This window comes from Streptomyces sp. cg35 (genome assembly GCF_050410835.1).
In the GTDB taxonomy this organism is placed as follows: Bacteria; Actinomycetota; Actinomycetes; order Streptomycetales; family Streptomycetaceae; genus Streptomyces.
The window spans coordinates 6,271,992-6,294,775 of sequence record NZ_CP191268.1; the positions used below are offsets into that span (position 1 = coordinate 6,271,992).

Sequence of the window (22,784 nt, forward strand, 5' to 3'; positions counted from 1 at the left end):
CTTGCTCTCGCCGACCGCGTCACAGCGCCTGCCTTCCCCCGAAGCCCCCGGGGAATCTTACGTCGAGGGCCTACAGCCAGCCCTGCTGACGGGCGAACCGCATCGCCTCCATGCGATTGCGCGTCCCCGTCTTCCCGATGGCGGAGGACAGATAGTTCCGCACCGTCGACTCCGACAGGTGCAGCTTCCCGGCGATGTCGGACACGGTCGCCCCGTCCGCCGACGCCCGCAGCGCATCCGCCTCCCGGGCGGTCAGCGGACTGGGCCCCGCCGACAGCGCCGCCGCGGCCAGCGCGGGGTCGACCACCGTCTCCCCGCGCAGCACCTTGCGGATCGACTCGGCCAGATCCTCGACCGGGCCGTCCTTGACCAGGAACCCCGCCGCGCCCGCCTCCATCGCCCGGCGCAGATACCCGGGCCGCCCGAACGTGGTCAGGATCAGCACCCGGCAGTCCGGGACCTGGTCACGCAGATCGGCGGCGGCGTCCAGGCCGCTGCGACCGGGGAGCTCGATGTCCAGGAGGGCGACGTCGGGCCGGCACTCCAGCGCCTTGTCGACGATCACGTCACCGGCCGCGACCTGCGCGACCACCTCCATGTCCTCCTCCAGGCCGAGCAGCAGCGCGAGCGCGCCGCGCATCATTCCCTGGTCCTCCGCGAGCAGAACGCGCACGCTCTTGGCCGGCCGATGGTCTTGAGGCATCTCTGTCACGGGGAGAGATTACGCGGACCGCCCCGCCCCGCCGTGTCAGACGCTCTCCGCCAGAGCGGCGCCCGGCGCCGACTCCGGCTCGCCGACCGGCAGTTCGGCCCGCACCTCGAATCCGCCGCGCGCGCCGGGCCCCGCCTCCAGCGAACCGCCCGCCGTGGCGAGCCGCTCGGTGAGACCCTTGAGGCCGGTGCCGCCGACGCTGCGGTCCACCACCGCGGCCGCGCCCACACCGTCGTCGCGGACCCGCAGCCGGACCCGCTCCGCGGCGCCCTCCACCGAGATCGTGCAGGTGGTGGCGGCGCTGTAGCGCACCGCGTTCGTCACCGCCTCCCGCACCACCCAGCCGAGCAGCGCCTCCGTCTGCGCGGACAGCGGCGGCCCCGACTGGCGCACGACCGGCTCGATCCCGGCGGCGGTGAGCGCCGAGCGCGCCCGGTCCAGCTCGGTCGCCAGGCTGCCCTCGCGGTACCCGGTGACCGCCTCCCGGATCTCGGTGAGCGCCTGCCGCCCCACCGCCTCGATGTCGGAGACCTGCTCCAGGGCCGCGTCCATGCTGCGCGGCGCGAGCCGCCGCGCAGCCTCCGACTTCACCACGATCACCGACAGCGTGTGGCCGAGCAGATCGTGCAGGTCGCGGGAGAAGCGCAGCCGCTCCTTCTCCACCGCCTGGCGGGCCAACTCCTCGCGGGCCGACCGCAGTTCACGTACCGCCTCGGACAGCGAGAGGATCGCCGCGGTCACCATCATCGACAGGAACGTGCCGTACACGACACCGACCGCGTCCCAGCCCTCCTTCAGCCCGGAGACGACCCCCGCGAGAGCGGTCAGGCCCAGACCGATCTTGCCGAGGTGCCGGCCGCGCACGATCGCGCCGACCGCGAGCCCGAGCAGCGGGAAGAACGCCACCCAGCTGCCGCCGAAACCACCGACCAGGGCGCAGGTCAGCAGCGTCATCAGGAGCAGCGCGACCCGCGTCGAGGTCGCACCCCGGGTCTCCTTGTGGAACGCCCTGAACACCACATAGATGTAAAGGGAGTTGAAGGTGAGCAGCCCCAGGCCGCCGAGCCACGGATTGCCGGACTTGCCCTGGACGATGTTCGAGAAGGCGCCCATGCCCATGAGCAGCCACGGCAGCAGCGCGAAGCCGGTCGGCGGCGGGCCCAGCTCCTCGGCCGGGCGGCCGTGCTCGCCGCGCGCCCGGCGCTCCGCCTTCACCCGCTCGTTCTCGGCCTTCCACTCGGCCTGCGTCGCGCGCAGTTCGTGGAACTGCCCGTTGACCTTGCTCCACCAGGACATGTCCGTGACTCTCCGATTCCCCGTCGTGCCGTTCAGATGGTGCGCGCGGCCCTGCGATACGAGACCACAGCGTACGAACCGAAGACCAGCAGCCAGCAGATGAGCACGGCGAGCGCCGCCAGGGAAGGCGCCTGCCCGTCGGCGACCGCCCGGCCGAGCTGGGCGAAGCGGTTGGTCGGCGTGAAGGACGAGACGTGCTGCAGCCAGCCGGGGAACAGCTCCACCGGGAACCACAGCCCGCCGAGCACCGCGAGCCCCAGATAGCAGAGCATGTTGATGCCGCCCATGGCCTGCGAGGTGAGCCGGTAGCCGTTGCCGAGGCCCAGCATGGTGAAGGGCAGCGAGCCCGCCCACAGCAGCAGCGCGATGACCGGCCACTTCCACGCGTCCATCCGTACGCCGTTGACCAGGGCCCCCGCGAGCAGCACCGCCGTGATCGCGGGCAGCACGGTCACCGCCCCGGTCAGCGCCCGTCCGATGACGCCCTCCCGCGGGGTCATCGGCGTGATCCGCAGCTGCCGCAGCCAGCCGATCGCCTTGTCCTCGGCGACCCCGGCGCCGGTGTTGAGGGCCGCGCCCAGGGCCCCGTACGCGGCCATGCCGACCATCGACGCCGTCTTCCAGGTCCCGGCGTCCTCACCGAGGTTGGTGAAGAGGAGGTACATCATCACGGGCATCGCGACCGTGCCGATCACGAACTTCCCGTCGCGCAGGGTGCGCCGCACTTCGAGCCGCAGGTAGTCCCACATCACACATGCTCCAGGTCGCGGGGGTCCGCGGTCAGCGCCATGAAGGCGTCGTCGAGGGAGGCCGGGGCGACCTCCAGGTTCCGTACGGCGTCCATGGCGGCCAGCGCCAGCACCGTCGCGTCCGAGTCGTCGGTGCGCAGCCGGGCCCGGTCGCCGCGGATCTCCACGGAGAGCACGCCCGGAAGCAGCCCGAGCCCCTCCGAGCCGCGCCCGGCGAGATCGAAGGAGACCAGGCTGCCGCCCCCGGCCCGGCGCAGTTCCTCGCCGCTGCCGTCGGCGACGACCCGGCCGTGGTCGACGACGACGATCCGGTCCGCGTTGGCGTCGGCCTCCTCCAGGTAGTGCGTGGAGAACAGCACGGTGTGGCCGCGCCGGGTGAAGGCCCGCATCGACGTCCAGAAGGCGTGCCGCGCCTCCACGTCCAGTGCGGCGGTCGGCTCGTCGAGCACGATCAGCGCCGGATTCCCGGCCAGCGCCACGGCGAAGCGCACCCGCTGTGTCTGCCCGCCCGACAGCTTGTCGACCCGCCGCCCGGCCAGCTCCTCGATCCCGGCGAGCCGCAGCGCCTCGGACACCGGCATCGGCGCCGGGTAGCGCCCGGCCACGAAACCCACCAGCTCGCCGACGGTGACCCGGGGCACCGCCCGGCCCTCCTGGAGCATGGCGCCGACCCGGCCGGACCGCACCGCCTCCTGCGGCGCGCCGCCGAACAGCTCCACGCGCCCCTCGTCCGGGTCGTCCAGACCGAGCAGCAGCGCGATCGCGGTGGACTTCCCGGCACCGTTGCGGCCGAGCAGCGCCACCGTCTCGCCGGGCGCGATCACCAGGTCGAGCCCGTCGACCGCGCGCACCTCCCCGAACGTCTTGACGGCCCCCGTGAAGGACACAGCCGGTGCGGTACCCGGCGTCACCGTCGCCCCCGTCGTCTTCGTTGCCCTCGTCGTCATGACCACGACGCTACGGAGCCGGGCGGGGCCCCGGCAGATGCGGTTGTCCACGGTCCGGCGGTACAAATGTCACGGGTGCCGCGGAATGCGGGAGACCGACCCCGGTGAAGCCCGTGTGATGGCGCGGCACGGATGTCATGAAATTCGTCAACATCCGCATCCGGTGGCGGAACGTGGCATATCGCATCCGCGTTGTCCCGCACGTCCGGCCGCGGATCCTTGCGCGGAGCGCGTCGCGGGGGAGGTGCACACACCGCGGCCGGACTTCCCTGGGGCCGGCCCCGCTCGTTCCTCGACGACGCGGCGGGGCCGGCCGCCTTCTCCCGGCCCGCCCAAGTGTTCTGACGAAGCGTCAGAAAGCGGGGTCCGGGCCCTTCCCAACCCATCCGCTCTTGGCTATACATGAGGATCGCCGGACGGAATGAAACAGGTTCTAGTACCGGCCCGCGACGACCTCGGTGCGGCCGACGGTGCGGACGGCCGCACCGAGGTCTTGACCCGCTCGACCAGCCTTAGGAGCGCCTGCCCCATGCCGATCGACGCAGCGAAGGCCGTAGCCGCCGAGCCCAGGTCCGCAGAGATCACCTGGGACCACAAGGACATCCAGCTCTACCACCTCGGCCTCGGCGCGGGCCTCCCCGCCGACGACCCCGACGAGCTGCGCTACACCCTCGAGTCGAAGCTCCACGTCCTGCCGAGCTTCGCGACCGTCGCGGGCGCTGGGATGGCGATGATGGGCGGCCTCGCCGCACCCGGCATCGACGTGAACCTCGCGCACGTCCTGCACGGCGGCCAGACCATCGAGCTGCACCGCCCCATCCCCGTCAAGGGAGCGGCGCGCACCACGGCCCGGGTGGCGGCGGTCTACGACAAGGCCAAGGCCGCCATCGTCGTGCTGCGCACCGAAGTCGCCGACGCCGACGGCCCGTTGTGGACCAGCGACGCGCAGATCTTCATCCGCGGCGAGGGCGGCTTCGGCGGCGAACGGGGACCGTCCGACCGCCTGGAGGTCCCCGCCCGCGAGCCCGACCGCACCGTCGACCGCCCCATCCGCGAGGACCAGGCCCTCCTCTACCGGCTCTCCGGCGACTGGAACCCGCTGCACGCCGACCCGGAGTTCGCCAAGCTGGCCGGCTTCGACAAGCCGATCCTGCACGGCCTGTGCTCGTACGGCATGACGCTCAAGGCCGTCGTGGACACGGCCCTGGACGGGGACGTCTCCCGCGTCACCCGCTACACCACCCGCTTCGCGGGCACCGTCCTGCCCGGCGAGACGCTGCGCATCCGGATGTGGCAGGAGCCGAACCGGGTGCAGGTGACGGTGACGGCCGTGGAGCGCGACGAGGCCCCGGTCCTGGCCGACACCGTCATCGACCACAGCTGACAGCACGCCCCTCACGCGAAGGAGCCGCACGCCATGCGCGCAGCCGTACTGCACGAGACAGGCCAGGACAAACTCGAGGTACTGGACGACGTCGAGGCGGTCGGCTTCGGCCCGGGCAAGGTGCGGATCCGGGTGCGGGCGACCGGCCTGTGCCACTCCGACGTCTCCGCCATGAACGGTGTGCTGCCGCAGCCCGCCCCGTTCGTCCCGGGCCACGAGGGCGCCGGCGAGATCATCGAAGTCGGCGACGGTGTAGCACATGTGACGGTCGGTCAGCGCGTAGTGGTCTGCTGGCTCCCGGCCTGCGGGGCCTGTCCCGCCTGCAAGCGCGGCCAGACCCAGCTCTGCCTCGCCGGATTCGTGAACGCCGGCACCCCCAACTTCAAGCGCCCCGGCGGTGACGTCTTCGGCTTCGCGGGCACCGGCACCTTCGCCGAGGAGGTCGTGGTCGACGCGGGCTGCGCGGTCCCGATCCCCGACGACGTCCCCTTCGACATCGCCGCGCTCATCGGCTGCGGCGTCACCACCGGGCTCGGCGCGGCCATCAACACGGCCGATGTGAAAGCCGGTGCGTCGGTCGCCGTCATCGGCTGCGGCGGCGTCGGCATCTCGGCGATCCAGGGCGCCCGGCTCAAGGGCGCGGCGCAGATCGTCGCCGTGGACCCCGTGGCGTCGCGGCGCGAGGCGGCCCTGACGTTCGGTGCCACGGAAGCGGTCGGCCCCGACGCACTGGCCGACGCCAAGCAGCGCGTCACGGCGGGCGAGGGCTTCGACTACGTCTTCGAGGTCGTCGGCACGTCGGCCACGGCCAGGACCGCGTACGAGACCACGCGGCGCGGCGGCACGCTCGTCGTCGTCGGAGCGGGCGCCCTGGACGACTTCCTCCAGCTCAACATGTTCGAGCTGTTCTTCGACGAGAAGCGCATCCTGCCCTCGATGTACGGGGGCGGTGACGTCCTGGAGTCCTACGAGCGGGCCATCGCCCTGTGGCGGGCGGGCCGTATCGACCTGGAGTCCCTCATCACGCACCGGGTGCCGCTGGCAGGGATCAACGAGGCGCTGGACCAGATGCGCACGGGCTCCGCCCTGCGGACCTGCATCGAGATCTAGCGGCGCTGCTCGGCGCCGGGGACCCCGCTGCTCAATCGCCGCAGGGTCTTGACAAGGCCAGAACCGGAAGGGAATCGCACCATGTCAACGCCGCTCAAGGGCCGCACGGCAATGGTCACGGGCGCCGGACGGGGGCTCGGCCGCGCCGAGGCTCTCGAACTGGCGCGCCTCGGCGCCAACGTGGTCGTCAACGACTTCGGCCAGCCCGGCCGGGACGGCTCGGGCGGGGCCGATGCCACCCCCGCCGAACAGGTCGCCCAGGAGATCCGCGCGGCGGGCGGCACCGCCACCCCGCACACCGGGGACGTGGCCGACCACCAACAGGCCGAAGAACTCGTCCAGTTGGCCGTGGACACCTACGGCGGACTCGACATCCTCGTGAACAACGCGGGGATCCTGCGCGACCGCATGATCTTCTCGATGACCGAGGACGAATGGGACTCGGTCATCCGCGTCCACCTCAAGGGCCACTACAACACCACGCACTTCGCCGCCCGGCACTGGCGGGCCCGCTCCAAGGAGTCCGGCGGCCCGGTCTACGGCCGCATCGTCAACACGTCCTCCGAGGCGTTCCTCGCGGGCTCGGCCGGCCAGCCCAACTACGCGGCCGCGAAGGGCGGCATCGTCGGACTGACCACGTCCACGGCGCTGGCCCTGGCCAAGTACGGCGTCACCGCCAACGTCATCTGCCCCCGGGCCCGCACCCGGATGACCGAGGACGTGTTCGCCGGGTTCGCCGAGCCCGACGAGGGCCTCGACCCGCTCGCACCCGAACACGTCGCCCCGCTCGTCGGCTACCTCGCCGCACCGGCCGCCGCGCACATCAACGGCCAGCTCCTCGTCGTGCACGGCGGCATGGTCGCCGTCGTGGAACGGCCCAGGGTGCAGGCGAAGTTCGACACCGCCAAGGACGCGTTCACGTACGACGAACTCGACGCCCTGCTCACCCCGCACTACCAGGACCGCCCCGCGAACGAGACGTTCGCCGCCGCGGAGGTGCTCGGCCTCAAGCACGGCTGAGCCGCACCCGGCACGACGAAGGGCCCGGCATCATGCCGGGCCCTTCGTCGTGCCGGGTGACCCTAGGCCTCGTCGGCGCGAGGCCCCCGGTGCCGCCCGCGCGGCTCGGGCTGGTCGCCCTGCGCCGCGGATCCGGCGACCGCACCGCGGTGCCGGCCCGATCCGTCCGCGGCGGCCTCGAGCCGCTCCGCGGTGTCTGTCTCCGTGTGCGTACCGTTGCTTCCCGTCATCGGAAAACTCACCCCGTAAACCCCTACAAGTTCCGTTCACTTACCGCCGGGCGAGTCTAACCACCCGCCTTCCGCCCGCCGAGAGGTGCCTGCGCCAACGGCACCGGCCGCGGCGCGACAGGCGCGGGCTGTTCGGCAGCCGCGGCCGTCTGCTGTTCCTCGGGCTCGGGCGCGGACACCCGGGCCAGTCCGCACGGCACGTCCTCGGTGACGTACGGAAGTGCCAGTACCCCGTCCCGCGACCAGAAACCACATCCCGCCAACCAACCTTGCGGCGCCGCGAGTTGATGCAGCTTGCCCTCGGCCGGCCGCCACATCCCGAGCCACGGCGCGCCGTCGTGCGGGCCGGCCGCGCTCTCGATCCGCAGCGCCACCGCGCAGCTCTCCGGCATCAGCGTCTGCCCCGGCTGCACGGCGAACGGGGTCACCGCACAGTCCGCGAGCCGCAGCGCCCGCGGGAAGCGGATCGGCAGCGTCCCGCCCAGCACGCCCCAGCCGAGCCGCGGCCGGCCCGGCTCCGCGGCGTCCGAGCGGACCAGGATCAGCCCGCTGTCCGGATCGGCGAGCAGCAGCCGGTCCTCGCTCTCCTCGGTGATCTGCAGCAGCGGGGAGATCTCGCCGCCCCGGTCCAGGTCCACCGCCACCGTCTTCACGGGCCCGCCCCCCGGCGGCTCCCGGTCGAGCGCCAGCAGCCGCCCCGCGCGGTCCAGCCACACGCCGCCCGAGCAGCGCCCCTTCACCTCGGCCACGTGCTCGGGCCCGAACGCGCCGCCCGCCACCAGCCACACGTCGGTCGTCTCCTCGCGCACGCCCAGCGCGTACGCGGACCGGCCGTCCGGCGCCGGCGGCAGCAGCGTCAGCTCCGCGCACTCCACGGCCCCCAGCGGCACCTCGCCGGTGCCGGGTCCGGTCGGGTACAGCAGCGAGAACAGATGGCGGCCGTCGGCCTCGCGCCGGATGAGCACCCGGCCGTCGGTCAGCGGCAGGACGGCGGTGCCGGGCTCCTCGGGCTGAGGCCCGGGCAGTGGCACCGCGTACGGCTCCGGACCGTCCAGGGTCCAGCGCTCGGGGAACCACGACCCGGGGCTCGCCCCGTCGTGCGCGAGCCGCGCCGCGTACGACGCGTCCGCCGTGATCACGCATCCGGTCCGCGGCGGCTCCGGTCGTGCCTCCGTCGCGGGCTCGATGGCCAAGGCCGTCATGGGGATCTGTCGCCTCCGGTCGTCCCGACTTCTCGCTGTCTCGCTGTCTCGCTGGCCCGTCCGTTCGTCTTCGCAGCCGAAGCTAGTTTTCGTACGTACCTCCGTGGCACGCACGGCTCACCTCTTCACACCAAAGGGTGGCCATGTCCTCAATCGGCTGTGAGGCAAGTGCTTGGTGTGCTCACGGACCGGCGCCGGGCCCCGGAGAGGCTGGTGTTAGGTTTACCTAACTCATACCTGTGCACTGCCTGTGCACCCAGAGCTGGAGCAAGCCGATGTCCCCGATATCCCTGCGTCCCCGCACCCGGATCGCGGCCGCCGCCGTCACGACGGCCGCCGCGCTCGCCCTCACCGCCTGCGGTTCCGGCTCGGGTGACGACGCCTCGGCCAAGAGCGACAACGGCGCCGGCTCCAAGGCCGTCGCCCAGGGCGGCGACGGCTTCTCGAAGGCCGCCGAGCAGACGGCGAAGATGGGCACGACGGCGAAGACCGGCCAGTTCCCGCGCACCGTCACGCACGCCATGGGCAGGACCGAGCTGCCGAAGAAGCCGACCCGGGTCGTCGTCCTGGACGTCGGCGAGCTCGACAACGTCGCCTCCCTCGGCGTCGAGCCCGTCGGCTACGCCCCCACCGAGGGCGACGACGGCATCCCCTCCTACCTGAAGAAGGAAGCGGGTAACCCGAAGAACGTCGGCACGATCAACTCCCTCAACCTGGAGGCGATCGCGAACCTCAAGCCCGACCTGATCCTCGGCAGCGAGCTGCGCGCCGCCAAGCTCTACCCGCAGCTCTCCAAGATCGCCCCCACCGTCTTCTCCATCCGTCCGGGCTTCACGTGGAAGGAGAACTACCTCCTCAACGCGTCCGCCCTCGACAGGACGGCCGAGGCCAAGGCGAACCTCGCCACGTACGAGAAGAACGTGAAGCGGCTCGGCGCCGACGTGAAGAAGGCGAACGGCGGCACGGCCCCGACCGTGACCATGCTCCGCTACATGCCGGACCGCATCCGCCTCTACGCCAAGGCCTCCTTCATCGGCACGATCCTCGACGACGCCGGCATCCCGCGCCCGAAGAACCAGCGGATCGACGACCTGGCGACGGAGATCAGCCCGGAGAAGATCGACTCCGCGGACGCCGACTGGATCTTCACCGGCGTCTACGGCGACGCGAAGAAGACCCAGCGCGCGAGCGCCGAGGACAACCCGCTCTGGAAGAAGCTGGGCGCCGTGAAGAACGGGCAGGCCAAGGACGTCCCGGACGAGACCTGGTACCTCGGCCTCGGCGTCACCGCCGCCGACGAGGTCCTCAAGGACCTCCGCGCCCATCTGGTGAAGTAGCCGGGCTTGGGGAAGGGGCACGCGGCGCAGGTAACCTGTCTGCGTGCCCCGTCTGTCTGAAGTAACCGCCGCGCTCGACGCCCTCTGGCCCCCGGCCCTCGCCGAGGGATGGGACGCGGTCGGCACGGTCGCCGGGGACCCGGACGCCGAGGTCGGCCGGGTCCTGTTCGCCGTCGACCCGGTCCAGGAGATCGCCGACGAGGCCGTGAAGCTCGGCGCGGACCTGCTGATCACGCACCACCCGCTCTATCTGCGCGGGACGACGACGGTCGCGGCGGACACCTTCAAGGGCCGGGTCGTCCACACCCTCATCAAGAACGACATCGCGCTGCACGTCGCGCACACGAACGCCGACAAGGCCGACCCCGGGGTCAGCGACGCGCTCGCCGGAGCCCTGGACGTCCGCGTCGTCCGCCCCCTGGTCCCGGACCCCACCGACCCGTCCGGCCGCCGCGGTCTCGGCCGTGTCTGCGCCCTCGACCACCCCGTCACCCTGCGCGAGCTCGCGGGCCGCGCCGCCGACCGGCTGCCCGCCACCGCGCAGGGCATCCGCGTCGCGGGCGACCCGGACGCGACGATCCGTACGCTCGCGGTGTCCGGCGGCAGCGGCGACAGCCTCTTCGACGACGTACGCGCGGCGGGCGTCGACGCCTTCCTCACCGCGGACCTGCGCCACCACCCGGTGAGCGAGGCCCGCGAGACCCTTTCCGCACAGCCTCTCGCGCTGCTCGACGCGGCGCACTGGGCCACCGAGTGGCCCTGGTGCGAGCTGGCCGCAGCCCAGCTCGACGAGATCTCCGACCGCAACGGATGGGACCTGCGCGTCCACGTCTCGAAGACGGTCACCGACCCCTGGACCGCCCACGCGGCGTCCAACCACGAACCCCTCTCTACTTTTGGAGCCCCCAACTGAACGCCGCGCCCGCCGACCAGATCCGCCTCCTGGACGTCCAGGACCTCGACGTCCGCCTCCAGCAGCTCGCGCACAAGAAGAAGTCGCTGCCCGAGCACGCCGAGATCGAGTCGCTGAACAAGGACCTCGCGCAGCTGCGCGACCTGCACGTCGCCGCGACGACGGAGGAGAGCGACTGCTCCCGCGAGCAGACCAAGGCCGAGCAGGACGTCGACCAGGTCCGCCAGCGCGCCTCCCGCGACCAGCAGCGCCTGGACTCCGGCGCGGTCACCTCCCCGAAGGACCTGGAGAACCTCCAGCGCGAGATCGCCTCGCTGGCCAAGCGCCAGGGCGACCTGGAGGACGTCGTCCTGGAGGTCATGGAGCGCCGCGAGTCGGCGCAGGAGCGCGTGGGCGAGCTCGCCGAGCGCCTCTCCTCCGTCCAGTCGAAGGCCGACGACGCGACGGCCCGCCGTGACGAGGCGTCCGGCCGGCTGGACGAGGAGGCGGCGACGGTGGCGAAGGAGCGCGAGGTCGTGGCGGGCTCGATCCCGGCCGACCTGCTGAAGCTCTACGACAAGCTGCGCGAGAAGGAGGGCGGCGTCGGCGCGGCCAAGCTGTTCCAGCGCCGCTGCGAGGGCTGCCGCCTGGAGCTCAACATCACGGAGCTCAACGAGGTCCGCGCGGCCGCCGCCGACGCGGTGGTCCGCTGCGAGAACTGCCGTCGGATCCTGGTCCGTACGTCGGAGTCGGGTCTCTGAGCGTGAAGGGCGGCGCGGGCCCGGACCTCGGTCCGCCCGCCGCCTTCGTCCTGCTCCGCCACGGGGAGACCGCCCTCACGCCGGAGAAGCGGTTCTCCGGGAGCGGGGCGGGCCACGACCCGGAGCTGTCCGAGGCGGGCCGCCGGCAGGCCGAGCGGGCGGCGGCCGCGCTCGCCGCCCGCGGCACGGTCGAGGCCGTCGTGTCGTCGCCGCTGCGGCGCTGTCGGGAGACCGCCGCGGCCGTGGCCGGCCGGCTCGGTCTCGGCGTCACGGTCGACGCGGGCCTGCGCGAGACGGACTTCGGGGCCTGGGAGGGCCTCACGTTCAAGGAAGTCCGGGAGCGCCACCCCGACGACATGAACGCCTGGCTCGCCTCACCCGAGGCCGCCCCGACCGGCGGCGGCGAGAGCTTCGCCGCGGTCGCCGAACGGGTCGCGGCGGCCCGCGACCGGCTGACCGCCGCACACCGGGGCCGCACCGTGCTCCTGGTCAGCCACGTCACGCCGATCAAGACGCTCGTCCGGCTCGCGCTCGGCGCCCCGCCCGAGGCCCTGTTCCGCATGGAGCTGGCGGCGGCGTCCCTGACGGAGATCGCGTACTACGCCGACGGCAACGCCAGCGTGCGCTTCCTCAACGGGACCGCTCACCTGCGATGAGGCTCGCCTCGCGGGCCAGCGACTCCACCCGGCCCCAGTCCTTCGCGGCGATGGCGTCGCCCGGCAGCATCCAACTGCCGCCCACGCAGCCGACGTTCTTCAGCGCCAGGTACGCGGGAGCGTTCGCGGGCGAGACGCCGCCGGTCGGGCAGAACCGGGCCTGCGGCAGCGGTCCGGCGAGCGCCTTCAGATAGGCGGCGCCGCCCGCGGCCTCGGCCGGGAAGAACTTCATCTCGCGCACGCCGCGCTCGATCAGCGCCACGACCTCCGACGTCGTCGAGACGCCCGGCAGGAACGGCACCCCCGACCCCTTCATCGCGTCGAGCAGCGCGTCCGTCCAGCCGGGGCTGACCAGGAACCGCGCCCCGGCGGCCACCGAGTCGGCGACGTTGGCCGGAGAGATCACGGTGCCCGCGCCGACGACCGCGTCCGGCACCTCGGCGGCGATCGCGCGGATCGCGTCGAGCGCGGCGGAGGTGCGCAGGGTCACCTCGATCGCGGGCAGCCCGCCCGCGACCAGCGCCCGCGCGAGCGGCACCGCGTCGGCGACGTCCTCCACGACGACGACGGGAACGACGGGCGCGAGATCGAGCACAGAGGAGGTCATGAGGACATCCTGCCCCGCGAGACGCAGCATGCGCAAAGGTCGTTGCGCATGCTGCAATGCACGGCGGGTGCTTCTCAGTGGACCTCGTCCACCAGCACGTCCAGACTCCACGCGCGCCCGCCCCTGGCGGGCTCCTCGACCTCCACCACGTACTTCAGGTCCCGCAGCGCGTCGACCAGCTCCGCCGGGGACGCGGGCGTGCTCCCCGAGGTCAGCAGCGAGCGCACGATGCGGCCCTTCGTCGCCTTGTTGAAGTGGCTGACGACCTTGCGGGTCGGCGCGTGCAGCACCCGCACCGTCGCCGTCCGCCCCGCGAGCTCGCCCTTCGGCTTCCACGCGGTCGCGTACGCCGCCGACCGCAGGTCGAGGACCATGCCGCTCCCGGCCGTCTCCGGCAGCACCTCGGCCATCGGCGCCCGCCAGTACGCCCCGAGCGCCCCGAGCCCGGGCAGCTTCACGCCCATCGAGCAGCGGTACGACGGGATGCGGTCGGTCACGCGCACCGCGCCCCACAGCCCGGAGAACACCAGCAGCGAACGCGCCGCCCGCTTCTTCGCCGCCGCGTCGAGCGAGGTCAGGTCCAGGGCGTCGTAGAGGACACCGGTGTAGATCTCCCCGGCCGGCCGCGCGCCCGCCGTCCGCAGCTCGGTGTTCTTCGCGATCTCCCCCCGCAGCCCCTCGCTCAGGCCGAGCACCTCGCGCGCCTTCTCCTCGTCGGCGGCGCACAGCTCGACCAGCTCGTCCAGGACCGCCGCCCGCGCCCCGGCGAGCCCCGGCAGCGAGAGCGACTCGGGCTTCAGCGGGGTGCCCCGCCCGGAGGCGGCCTTTCCTTCGGACGGCGGCAGCAAGACGAGCACGTGCTTCTCCTTCGGTGCGGCGGGGAGGGGTGCGGCCCCGCGTCAGGGTAGTCGGCGGACGGCCCCCGACGCTCCGCCGTGCCGCCGCGCCCCGCCCGGCCTACGCTCGGTGCATGCCCCGCCGCCACCTCCGCGTGACCGGCGCAGCACAGGCGCCGCTCGGCGCCGTGCTGCGCGACCTGCGTACGAAGCTGGACGTGCCCGAGGAGTTCCCGGCCGAGGTGCTCGCCGAGGCCCAGCGGGCCGCCGCCGCGCCGCCCCGGCTGCCGCAGCGGGACGAGACGGCGATCCCGCTCTTCACGATCGACCCGCCCACCTCCACCGATCTCGACCAGGCCATGCACCTGTCCCGCCGCCCCGGCGGCGGCTACCGCGTGCGGTACGCGATCGCCGACGTCGCCGCGTTCGTCACGCCCGGCGGCGCGCTCGACGCGGAGGCCCACCGCCGGGTCACCACCCTCTACTTCCCGGACGAGCGGGTCCCGCTGCACCCGACCGTCCTCAGCGAGGGCGCGGCGAGCCTGCTGCCCGACCAGACCTGCCCGGCCGTCCTGTGGACGATCGACCTCGACGCGGACGGGCGCGCCGAGACCACCGACGTCGTACGCGCCCTGGTGCGCAGCCGCGCCAAACTCGACTACGAAGGCGTGCAGAAGGCCATCGACGACGGCAGCGCCGAGGAACCCGTCGCGCTGCTCAAGGACATCGGGCGGCTGCGCGAGGCCCTGGAGGCCGAGCGCGGCGGCATCTCCCTCGACGTCCCCGAGCAGGAGATCGTCGCGAGCGACAGCGCGTACGAACTCGCCTACCGCGCCCCGCTGCCCGCCGACTCCTGGAACGCGCAGATCTCCCTCCTCACCGGCATGGCCGCCGCCGACCTGATGCTCGCCGCCGGCACCGGCATCCTGCGCACCCTGCCCGCCGCCCCCGACGGCGCCGTCGGCCGCCTGCGCCGCACCGCGAAGGCACTGCACATCGACTGGCCGCACCACGTCCCGTACTCCGAACTCGTCCGCTCCCTCGACCCGCGCGTCCCGCACCAGGCGGCGTTCCTCCAGGAGTGCACGACCCTGCTGCGCGGCGCCGGATACACGGCGTTCAGCGGCGGCGAGGTCCCGGAGCTCACCACGCACGCCGCGGTCGCCGCGCCCTACGCGCACTGCACCGCCCCGCTGCGCCGCCTCGTCGACCGCTACGCGTCCGAGCTGTGCCTGGCCGCGTGCGCCGAGCGCGACGCCCCGCAGTGGGCGGTCGAGGCGCTGGCCGACCTCCCCAAGGAGATGGCCGAGGGCACCCGGCGGGCCAACACCGTGGAGCGCGAGTGCGTCGACATCGTCGAGGCGGCGCTGCTGCAGCACCGGGTCGGCGAACTCTTCGACGCGTACGTGGTGGACGTGAAGGAGAAGGAACGGGCCGTCGGCACCGTCCAGTTGCCCGAACCGGCCGTCGTCGCCCGGATCGAGGGCGGCACCGCCGCGCTGCCCCTGGGGGAGCGGCTGCGGGTGCGGCTCACGCAGGCCGACCCGGGGCAGGCGAAGGTGCTGTTCGCTCCCGCGTGAGCGCCGCCCGCAGGGCGCCCGCCAGCAGGTCCGGCTCCTCGGCGTGCAGCCGCACCAGGCGCACGTCCTTCGGACGCCCGAGGAACGTGAAGTGCCGTACGGGTTCGGTGAGTTCCACGGTGACGCTGGTCTGCGAGGCGACGTCCAGGTTCAGCTCGCCCTCGGCCGGGGTGTGCGTGTACCGGTTCTCGCGGCGCACCGCCGCGATCCGCTCCAGCGGTATCCGCAGGTCCACGTGCGCGCCCCGGCGCACCCGCAGCGCGTCGGCGGTGACGACGTGCGGCCGCGTCACCGCCGCCGCGTGCAGGCCGAGCACCATCACCACGGTGTAGACGTCGAGGGCGAGCACGATGCGGTGCAGCGTCGGCCAGTCGCGCAGCAGCACCGACATCCCGACGCTCTCCACGACGCCGACGAACGCGAAGGCGTACATCATCGTGGCCTGCCCGCGGGCGTACGCGAACGAGCTCGCCCCCGCCGGGACGCCGCTGCGGCGCCCGGTCAGCCACAGCCCGAAACTCGCCAGCACCCGCAGCTCGTGCCCGACGAGCCGGCGCGCGGCCGCCGGGAGGACGGACCTGACGGCGTCCCGGCCGCCCCGCCGGTACAGCACGGCGAACAGGACCGCCTCGACGAGTCTCCTCATCACGCACCGCCCTCGGTCGCCAGGCGCATCACGAGCCGGACGGCCGCCGCCTGGGCGGGGGAGAAGTCGTCGAGGAAGGCGTCGAGGAAGACCCGCTGCTCCGAGGCCTCGGCGACGGGCAGGTCCGCCGGCAGGCAGGCGAGGATCGCCCGCGCCGTCCCGGCCACCCGCGGATCGTCCGGCGCCGCGTCGGCCAGGGCGTCGAGGCGCGCGTACACGTCCCGCGCCGCCTCCAGGGTGCCCGGTTCCGTGAACGCGGCCAGCAGCGAGTCCATCAGCGGCCCGCGCTCCTCCGGCGGCGCGGCCGTGTCGATGAGAGTGAGCACCTCGCGGTCCTTCACGGCCATCGGGGACGTGTCGTCGACCGCCCCCAACGCGCCGAGGAAGGAGGCCAGTTCGGGCGAGAGCGGCCCGTCCGCGGGCAGTTCCCCCCGCTCGGCCTGCGCCAGCAGCGTTCGCAGCCGCGCCCGCCGCTCGTGGATCGCGGCCTCCTGCCGGGCCAGATCGGCGTCCAGCTCGGCGAGCACCTCGACGAGCTCGCGCCCGGCGTCGTCGGCCAGCACGTCCCGCACCTCGGGCAGCCCGAGCCCCAGCTCGGTCAGCCGCCGGATGCGGGCCAGCTCGACCGCGTGCCGCAGCCCGTACTCGCGGTACCCGTTGCCCCGCCGCCCGGGCTCCGGGAGCAGTCCGAGGTGGTGATAGTGCCTGATGGCCCGCGTGGTGACGCCGACCATCCCGGCCAGCTCTCCGATCCTCATGACCTCAGTAGAAACGTTGACGCTACGACAAGGTCAAGCGCGCCGCGCTCCGCGCCCTTGACGGCTAACGATGTTAGCCGTACGGTCTTCCCATGATGCGGCTAACGCCGTTAGCCGCAGACTCCGGAGGTCTCCATGAGCGCCACCGCACCCACCACGACCGTCAAGCCGCTCGCCGTCGTCCGCCGCACCGCGTGGCTCCTGAACGCGCTGTTCTGGTCGGCCTTCGCGGTCCTGGAGGGCGTCCACCACGGCTGGCTCGCCGGAACCCTGGCGTTCGTCTTCTTCATCGCGCCCGACTTCACGTTCCTGGTCGGCATGAGCGACGCGCCCCGCATGAGCAAGGGCCAGCTCCCGCCCCGCGCGGTGCCCTTCTACAACGCTGCCCACCGGGCCCTGATCCCGCTGGCCCTGCTCGTCGCGTACACGGTGCTCCTCGTCCCATGGGCCCCGGCCTTCGCGGCCCTGTGCGGCTGGCTGGCCCACATCTCGTACGATCGCGCCTTCGGCTACGGACTGCGGACCAAGGAGGGCTTCCAGCGTGCCTGAGGCCGCCACCGAACCGCGGCGGCTCACGCCCCGCGCCACCGAGATCGCGGCCGAGGCCCGGACGCTCCTGGAGCAGTCCGGGCCCGACGCCCTCACGATGCGGGCGCTCGCCGACCGCCTCGGCATCAAGGCCCCCTCGCTCTACAAGCACTTCCCCGACAAACAGGCCGTCGAGGCCGAGCTCGTCGCGCAGATGCTGACGGAATCGGCCGAGGCCTGCGAGGAGGCGGAGCGCACGGCGCCGGACCCCCTCGCGGCCCTCGCGGACGCCTACCGCGCCTGGGCCCTCGCCCACCCCCACCTCTACTGCCTCGCCACCGAACGCCCGCTGCCCCGCCACGCCCTGCCCGAGGGGCTTGAGGAGCAGGCCGCGATGCCGCTGATGCGGGTGTGCGGCGGTGACGAGGATCTGGCCCGTGCGGTCTGGGCCTTCGCGCACGGCATGGTGATCCTGGAGATCCACGGCCGGTTCCCGGACGGGGCGGACCTGGAGCGGGCCTGGCGCACGGGCCTGACGGCACTGCGCCCGTGATCGCCCGGGTAAGATGTCCGGCACGGCAGACGAGCCGGGCGGGCGGCCGCGTGGAGACCTCGGTCTCCCCGAGGAACGTCCGGGCTCCACAGGGCAAGGTGGTGGCTAACGGCCACCCGGGGTGACCCGCGGGACAGTGCCACAGAAAACAGACCGCCCGGTGCTTCGGCGCCGGGTAAGGGTGAAACGGTGGTGTAAGAGACCACCAGCGCCTGAGGTGACTCAGGCGGCTAGGTAAACCCCACCTGGAGCAAGGTCAAGAGGAGCCGCCTCGGCGGCTCTGCGCGGACGTTCGAGGGCTGCCCGCCCGAGTCCGCGGGTAGACCGCACGAGGCCGGCGGCAACGCCGGCCCTAGATGGATGGCCGTCGCCCCGGCCGCCGCGAGGCAACCGGGGAACAGAACCCGGCGTACAGCCCGACTCGTCTGCCGCCTCCCTCTTCCACGGGCCGGCGGCCCGAACCCCTACGACCGCACCGGGATCACCAGCGGCGCCCCCGATCCCGGGTGCGGCAGTACCTCGACCGGGTGCTGGTAGACCTCGCTGAGGAGCGGCCCGTCGAAGACCTCGGCCGGGGGACCGGCCGCCGTGATGCGGCCCGCGTGCAGGATCGCCGTGCGGTCCGCGTGGGCCGCGGCCAGGCCCAGGTCGTGGAGGACGACGACGACCGCGTCGCCGGCCGCGGCGCGTTCGCGGCAGACCCGCAGGACCAGTTCCTGGTGGCGCAGGTCCAGGGCCGCCGTCGGCTCGTCGAGGAGCAGCAGCTGGGTCGACTGGGCCAGGACGCGGGCCAGCGCCACCCGGGCGCGTTCGCCGCCCGAGAGCGCCGAGAAGGGCCGGGCCGCGAAGTCCTCCGTCTCCGTGGCGCGCAGGGCCGCCGCGACCGTCCTGTCGTCCTGGTCCTCGTACGGTGTGCCCGACCAGGGCGCCCGGCCCATGCGGACCACCTCGTCCACCGTGAACGGGAACGACAGGGTCGCCGACTGCGGCAACAGGGCCCGGCGCAGCGCCAGTTCGGGCGCGGGCCAGGACGCGGCCGGGCGGTCGCCGATGAGGAGGTCGCCGCGGGCCGGGGCGAGGTCCGCGGCCAGCGCCGCCAGCAGGGTCGATTTCCCTGCGCCGTTGGGGCCCACCAGCGCCAGGACCTCGCCCGCCCGGACCGTCAGGTCGACACCGGACAGGACCTCGCGGGCGCCCAGGTCCAGATGCAGGGCGCGGGCCTCGGCCACCGTGTCACCGGGGGCGAGGCGCGGCGGCAGGGCGCGGGCGCGGGATCCCCGCAGCAGCGTCGTCCAGTACGGGATCATGCCCAGCCTCCTTGCTTGCGGCGGGTGCGGCGCAGCAGCCAGAAGAAGAACGGGCTGCCGGTCAGGGCGGTGAGGACACCGATGGGGAGTTCGGCGGGGACGGCCACGGTGCGCGCCGCGAGATCCGCCGCGACCAGCACGACCGCCCCGCCGAGCGCGCTGCCGGGGACGAGGAAGCGATGACCCGGGCCCGCGAGCATCCGCAGCAGGTGCGGGACGACGAGGCCCACGAAGCCGATCACTCCGGAGACCGCCACCGCCGCCGCCGTGAGGAGCGCGATGACCAGGATCAGGGTGATCCTCAGCCTCTCCACGTCCACGCCCAGGTGGCGGGCCGGGCGTTCGCCGAGGGAGAGGAGGTCCAGCTTGCGGGAGTAGAAGGGCGCGACGAGCAGACCGATCGCCGCGCAGGGGAGGACCGCCAGCACCTTCGGCCACGTCGCCTGCGCCAGTGAACCGAGCTGCCAGAACGTGATCTGGTTGACCGCGGCCGTGTCGGCGTAGGAGAGGAACAGGCCGATCAGGGCGCCCGCGAAGGCGTTCACCGCGATGCCGGTGAGGATGAGCGTGACGACCTCCGTGCGGCCGCCCGAGCGCGACATCACGTACACGATGAGGACCGTCGCCAGGCCCGACACGAACGCGCAGACCGTGATCGTCCACGTGCCGAAGAAGTTGAGGCCGAGCGCGATGCAGGCGACCGCGCCGACCGCCGCGCCCGACGAGATGCCGATGACGCCCGGCTCGGCGAGCGGGTTGCCGAACACGCCCTGCATCAGCGCGCCCGCGCAGCCGAGCGAGGCGCCGACGAGGAGGGCGAGGACGATGCGGGGCAGGCGGACGTTCCACAGGACCGATTCGCCGACCCGGTCCAGGGCGGAGCCGCCCAGGCCCATCCGGTGCTGGACCGAGGAGAGGACGTCCGTCGCCGGGATGTCGTACGCGCCGATGCCCGCCGAGAGCAGCGCCAGGACGACCAGCGCCGCGGCCAGGACGACCGTCAACAGCCATGCCTTGCTGCGGGGTTGACGCGCGGGGGCCTTCGAGGGGGAGGTCGTGGGCGGGGTCGCCGTCGTCGTCATGTCAGGCACCGCTCTTGCCGTAGAGCTGGTCCACGATCGACTGCAGGACCTGGTCCGTGCGCGGCCCGTAGTTCAGCAGGACGCCGTCCTCGACGGACACCACGCGGCGGTCGACGCCCGCCGGGGTCTCGGCCACTCCCGGGATCTTCACCAGGCCGTCGATGCCGCCGACGGAGTCGAGGCCCTTGGTCATGACGAGGATCGCGTCGGGCGCGGCCTTGGCGAGGGCCTCGCTGGTGATGGCCCGGAAGTCGGTCTTCAGGCCGGACGCCGCGCCCGCGTCGACCGCGCCCGCGGCCTCCAGGAGCGAGGTGGCGCCGGACTTCGCGCCGCCGATGAGATAGACGGAGGCCGAGCCGCGTACGTAGAGGAAGGCGACGCGGGGCTGCTCCTCCTCGTGCGGGATGTTCTTCTGCACCGCGGCGATCCGGTCCTCGGAGCGCTCGGTCAACTCCCGTCCCGCGGAGGGGACTCCGAGCGTGTCCGCGACGGCCTGGATGCGGGTGCCGACGTCGTCGAGCCCCTGGGCCGGGTCCAGCACGACGACGGGAACGCCCGCGTCGCGTATCTGCTGCATCGCCTCGTCGGGCCCCGTCGTCCGCTCGGCCAGCACCAGGTCCGGCTTCAGCGACAGGACGCTCTCCGCGGACACGTCGTGGTTGCGGGTGACCACCGGCAGCTTCTTCGCCTGGTCGAAGGTGGCGGTGATGTCGCGGGCGACCACCTGCTCGCCGAGCCCGAGCGTGAACACGATCTCGCTGAGGCTGCCGGAGAGCGGCACGATCCGGTCGGCCTTCCGCACCGTCACCTCGTGGCCGTCGGCGGAGTCGACCGTGACGGGCAGCTTCGGGCGGGGCGTCGACGCGAGCGGTTCGAGACGGTTCGCGGTCGTGGCCGCCTTCGCTCCGGTCCTCGCGGTGGCCGTGGTGGTGCCGCCGCCTGCGCAGGCGGCGGCGGCCAGCGCGAGGGCCAGGGCGAGTACGGAGATCAGTACGCCCGTCCGCCGGGGAGCGCGAGAAGGGTCGGCTGGCGTCGGCACGCGGACACCGTCCTGTCGTGGTGAGTGGGGCTGTTGAACAGAGGCGAGCATAGTTTAGGTTAGCCTTACCTAAGTCGCCAGGTCCTGGTGACGTCCTGGTGATGGAGACCCGGAGGAATCGTCATGTCCCGACGCGCACGGATACGCGTCCTCGCCGTCGCCCTGTTCACCGCGTTGCTCGGGACGCTGCTCCCGGTCGCCGGCGCGCACGCCGCGGCCCGCGGCGTGCAGGGCGGCCGGCTGGACTGGGGCCTGAAATCGTCGTTCCAGAGCTACATCACCGGGCCCATCGCCAAGGGGAGTTACTCCCTGACGGGCGGCGCGGCGACCGTGGGCGCCAGCCAGTTCCGCTTCCACTCGGCGACCGGCACGTACGACGGCTCGACGGGGAGCTTCACCTCCTCCTTCTCCGGCGGCGTGCACTTCGTCGGACACAAGAAGAGCGACGGCTCCTACGAACTCGACATGACCATCAGCCGTCCCACCGTGCGCATCTCGGGCGGCAGCGGGACGTTGTACGTCGATGTCGTGAGCAAGGCGAAGGGCACGGGGACGGTCACGTCGTCCAGCCAGGTGCCCTTCGCCACGCTCGCCCTGGGCGGGATCGACATGAAGGGCGACGGGAACGCCGTCACCCTCAACAACCTGCCCGCCACGCTCACCGCACAGGGCGCCAAGTCCTTCGCCGGCTACTACACGGCCGGTACCGCGCTCGACCCGGTGAGCCTGTCCGCGGACGTCGCGCCCGAGAAGGCGGCCGCGAAGCCGTCGGCCTCCGCCACGAAGAAGGACGAGTCCAAGGAGAAGAAGGAGAAGCAGGACTCCTCCGGGAAGCTCCGGGACGGCGCCGTCGACTGGGGTGTGCGCCGCACCTTCCGCGAGTACGTCACCGGGGACATCGCCCAGGGCGAGTGGAAGCTCGGCGCCGGGGCGCAGGACGGGGGCGCGCTGTTCCGGTTCCCGAAGGGTGAGGGTGCGTACGACAAGAAGAAGCAGACCCTCGACGGGGAGTTCACCGGATCCGTGCGGTTCACCGGGAAGCACGGGCTCGACCTGACGCTCGCGGACCCGACCGTCACCGTCGCCGACGGCAAGGGCACCCTGCGCGCCGACGTCACCAGCGGCAGGAAGACCACCAAGGACAGCCCGCTCGTGACCTTCACCGTGAAGTCCCTCGCGGCGAAGGACGGGCTCGTGCGGATCACCGAGGCGCCGGCCGTGCTGACCGCCGACGGGGCGAAGGCGTTCGGCGGCATGTACCAGAAGGGGGCCGCGATGGATCCGGTCTCCCTGGCCGTCGCGCTCGACGCGGACGCGAAGCTTCCCGCTCTGCCCGATCTCGGCAGCTCCGGGTCGGACGGTTCGGCCACTCCCAGTCCCCGCCCCAGCGCGGTTGCCGCCAAGTCCGATGCCGGAAGCGGGAGTTCGGGGCTGTCCGGTGGCGCCGTCGCCGGGATCGCCGGCGGGGTCGTGGTGCTCGTCGCCGGTGCCGTGGTGGTCGTTCTTCGGATGCGTAAGCGGGCCTCCGTGGGCGGCTAGGCGTCCGCCCCCT

At 73.0% G+C, this 22,784-nt stretch carries 23 protein-coding genes, 1 other RNA gene and 1 pseudogene; 12 read left to right on the forward strand and 13 right to left on the reverse strand.

All coding sequences use genetic code 11. From position 1 onward, the window contains the following. Positions 1-70: 70 nt before the first annotated feature. From ACQUQD_RS28590 to ACQUQD_RS28605, 4 genes are read right to left on the reverse strand one after another with little or no spacing between them, the layout of a single operon-like run. Positions 71-703, reverse strand: a complete 633-nt coding sequence (locus tag ACQUQD_RS28590) for a response regulator (protein WP_428957677.1) — start codon at positions 701-703, stop codon at positions 71-73. A gap of 45 nt (positions 704-748) precedes the next feature. Further along, positions 749-2,008, reverse strand: a complete 1,260-nt coding sequence (locus ACQUQD_RS28595) for a sensor histidine kinase (RefSeq protein ID WP_428955016.1) — start codon at positions 2,006-2,008, stop codon at positions 749-751. 32 nt (positions 2,009-2,040) lie between these two features. After that, positions 2,041-2,757 (reverse strand): ABC transporter permease, encoded by a 717-nt coding sequence (locus ACQUQD_RS28600; RefSeq protein ID WP_428955017.1) that lies wholly within the window; start codon positions 2,755-2,757, stop codon positions 2,041-2,043. After that, positions 2,757-3,704 (reverse strand): ATP-binding cassette domain-containing protein, encoded by a 948-nt coding sequence (locus ACQUQD_RS28605; protein ID WP_428955018.1) that lies wholly within the window; start codon positions 3,702-3,704, stop codon positions 2,757-2,759. Before ACQUQD_RS28605 ends, ACQUQD_RS28600 begins: the two co-directional genes overlap by 1 nt. Before the next feature lie 529 nt (positions 3,705-4,233). On the opposite strand from ACQUQD_RS28605, the gene ACQUQD_RS28610 reads away from it, so the two are divergent. The 3 genes from ACQUQD_RS28610 (at position 4,234) to ACQUQD_RS28620 (ending at position 7,218) form a co-directional block, all read left to right on the forward strand. Then, positions 4,234-5,088, forward strand: coding sequence for a MaoC/PaaZ C-terminal domain-containing protein (locus ACQUQD_RS28610; RefSeq protein ID WP_428955019.1), 855 nt, complete (start codon positions 4,234-4,236; stop codon positions 5,086-5,088). 33 nt (positions 5,089-5,121) lie between these two features. Continuing rightward, on the forward strand, positions 5,122-6,198 hold the full coding sequence (locus ACQUQD_RS28615) for a Zn-dependent alcohol dehydrogenase (protein ID WP_428955020.1): 1,077 nt from the start codon (positions 5,122-5,124) through the stop codon (positions 6,196-6,198). Between the two features lie 81 nt (positions 6,199-6,279). Further along, on the forward strand, positions 6,280-7,218 hold the full coding sequence (locus ACQUQD_RS28620; RefSeq protein WP_428955021.1) for a 3-oxoacyl-ACP reductase: 939 nt from the start codon (positions 6,280-6,282) through the stop codon (positions 7,216-7,218). Positions 7,219-7,280: 62 nt separating this feature from the next. On the opposite strand, the gene ACQUQD_RS28625 is transcribed toward ACQUQD_RS28620, so the two are convergent. Both ACQUQD_RS28625 and ACQUQD_RS28630 read right to left on the reverse strand, forming a co-directional pair. Then, the gene (locus ACQUQD_RS28625) at positions 7,281-7,448 is read right to left on the reverse strand and encodes a hypothetical protein (protein ID WP_428955022.1); all 168 of its coding nucleotides are present in this window, start codon (positions 7,446-7,448) and stop codon (positions 7,281-7,283) included. A 56-nt stretch (positions 7,449-7,504) separates the two neighbouring features. Continuing rightward, positions 7,505-8,650 carry a hypothetical protein gene (locus ACQUQD_RS28630; RefSeq protein ID WP_428955023.1) on the reverse strand — a complete coding sequence of 382 codons (1,146 nt, stop codon included), beginning with the start codon at positions 8,648-8,650 and terminating at the stop codon, positions 7,505-7,507. 275 nt (positions 8,651-8,925) lie between these two features. Between ACQUQD_RS28630 and ACQUQD_RS28635 the strand changes: the two genes are divergently transcribed. The 4 genes and pseudogenes from ACQUQD_RS28635 to ACQUQD_RS28650 all read left to right on the forward strand — a co-directional run. Beyond that, positions 8,926-9,987: an ABC transporter substrate-binding protein gene (locus ACQUQD_RS28635; RefSeq protein WP_428955024.1), complete on the forward strand. Its 1,062-nt coding sequence runs from the start codon at positions 8,926-8,928 to the stop codon at positions 9,985-9,987. A 43-nt stretch (positions 9,988-10,030) separates the two neighbouring features. Next, positions 10,031-10,900 (forward strand): Nif3-like dinuclear metal center hexameric protein, encoded by an 870-nt coding sequence (locus ACQUQD_RS28640; RefSeq protein ID WP_428955025.1) that lies wholly within the window; start codon positions 10,031-10,033, stop codon positions 10,898-10,900. Beyond that, positions 10,897-11,640 carry a zinc ribbon domain-containing protein gene (locus tag ACQUQD_RS28645; protein ID WP_428957678.1) on the forward strand — a complete coding sequence of 248 codons (744 nt, stop codon included), beginning with the start codon at positions 10,897-10,899 and terminating at the stop codon, positions 11,638-11,640. Before ACQUQD_RS28640 ends, ACQUQD_RS28645 begins: the two co-directional genes overlap by 4 nt. A gap of 14 nt (positions 11,641-11,654) precedes the next feature. Then, positions 11,655-12,296, forward strand: a pseudogene (locus ACQUQD_RS28650) (histidine phosphatase family protein); the annotation flags it as partial. Here ACQUQD_RS28650 and eda read toward each other — a convergent pair. Next, on the reverse strand, positions 12,271-12,903 hold the full coding sequence (gene eda, locus ACQUQD_RS28655) for a bifunctional 4-hydroxy-2-oxoglutarate aldolase/2-dehydro-3-deoxy-phosphogluconate aldolase (protein WP_428955026.1): 633 nt from the start codon (positions 12,901-12,903) through the stop codon (positions 12,271-12,273). The pseudogene ACQUQD_RS28650 and the gene eda sit on opposite strands and share 26 nt — an antisense overlap. Before the next feature lie 74 nt (positions 12,904-12,977). Then, complete coding sequence (gene yaaA / locus ACQUQD_RS28660) at positions 12,978-13,760, reverse strand: peroxide stress protein YaaA (protein ID WP_428955027.1); 783 nt, start codon at positions 13,758-13,760, stop codon at positions 12,978-12,980. 113 nt (positions 13,761-13,873) lie between these two features. Here yaaA and ACQUQD_RS28665 point away from each other — a divergent pair, with 113 nt between their 5' ends. Then, positions 13,874-15,319, forward strand: a complete 1,446-nt coding sequence (locus ACQUQD_RS28665) for an RNB domain-containing ribonuclease (protein ID WP_428955028.1) — start codon at positions 13,874-13,876, stop codon at positions 15,317-15,319. On the opposite strand, the gene ACQUQD_RS28670 is transcribed toward ACQUQD_RS28665, so the two are convergent. Beyond that, positions 15,270-15,965: a hypothetical protein gene (locus tag ACQUQD_RS28670; protein WP_428955029.1), complete on the reverse strand. Its 696-nt coding sequence runs from the start codon at positions 15,963-15,965 to the stop codon at positions 15,270-15,272. The two genes, ACQUQD_RS28665 and ACQUQD_RS28670, sit on opposite strands and share 50 nt — an antisense overlap. Further along, positions 15,965-16,723 (reverse strand): MerR family transcriptional regulator, encoded by a 759-nt coding sequence (locus tag ACQUQD_RS28675; protein WP_428955030.1) that lies wholly within the window; start codon positions 16,721-16,723, stop codon positions 15,965-15,967. Before ACQUQD_RS28675 ends, ACQUQD_RS28670 begins: the two co-directional genes overlap by 1 nt. Positions 16,724-16,858: 135 nt before the next feature. On the opposite strand from ACQUQD_RS28675, the gene ACQUQD_RS28680 reads away from it, so the two are divergent. The 3 genes from ACQUQD_RS28680 (at position 16,859) to rnpB (ending at position 18,232) form a co-directional block, all read left to right on the forward strand. Then, positions 16,859-17,272 (forward strand): DUF4260 family protein, encoded by a 414-nt coding sequence (locus ACQUQD_RS28680; protein ID WP_428955031.1) that lies wholly within the window; start codon positions 16,859-16,861, stop codon positions 17,270-17,272. Then, positions 17,265-17,804 carry a TetR/AcrR family transcriptional regulator gene (locus tag ACQUQD_RS28685; RefSeq protein ID WP_428955032.1) on the forward strand — a complete coding sequence of 180 codons (540 nt, stop codon included), beginning with the start codon at positions 17,265-17,267 and terminating at the stop codon, positions 17,802-17,804. The genes ACQUQD_RS28680 and ACQUQD_RS28685 overlap by 8 nt, the downstream gene beginning before the upstream one ends. Before the next feature lie 30 nt (positions 17,805-17,834). Continuing rightward, positions 17,835-18,232: RNase P RNA component class A (gene rnpB, locus ACQUQD_RS28690), an RNA gene on the forward strand. A 36-nt stretch (positions 18,233-18,268) separates the two neighbouring features. On the opposite strand, the gene ACQUQD_RS28695 is transcribed toward rnpB, so the two are convergent. From ACQUQD_RS28695 to ACQUQD_RS28705, 3 genes are read right to left on the reverse strand one after another with little or no spacing between them, the layout of a single operon-like run. After that, the gene (locus tag ACQUQD_RS28695) at positions 18,269-19,111 is read right to left on the reverse strand and encodes a heme ABC transporter ATP-binding protein (protein ID WP_428955033.1); all 843 of its coding nucleotides are present in this window, start codon (positions 19,109-19,111) and stop codon (positions 18,269-18,271) included. Then, positions 19,108-20,193, reverse strand: coding sequence for a FecCD family ABC transporter permease (locus tag ACQUQD_RS28700; protein WP_428955034.1), 1,086 nt, complete (start codon positions 20,191-20,193; stop codon positions 19,108-19,110). Before ACQUQD_RS28700 ends, ACQUQD_RS28695 begins: the two co-directional genes overlap by 4 nt. 1 nt (position 20,194) lies before the next feature. Further along, positions 20,195-21,283 carry a heme/hemin ABC transporter substrate-binding protein gene (locus tag ACQUQD_RS28705; protein ID WP_428955035.1) on the reverse strand — a complete coding sequence of 363 codons (1,089 nt, stop codon included), beginning with the start codon at positions 21,281-21,283 and terminating at the stop codon, positions 20,195-20,197. A gap of 72 nt (positions 21,284-21,355) precedes the next feature. On the opposite strand from ACQUQD_RS28705, the gene ACQUQD_RS28710 reads away from it, so the two are divergent. Then, positions 21,356-22,771, forward strand: a complete 1,416-nt coding sequence (locus tag ACQUQD_RS28710) for an HtaA domain-containing protein (RefSeq protein WP_428955036.1) — start codon at positions 21,356-21,358, stop codon at positions 22,769-22,771. Positions 22,772-22,784: the final 13 nt, after the last annotated feature.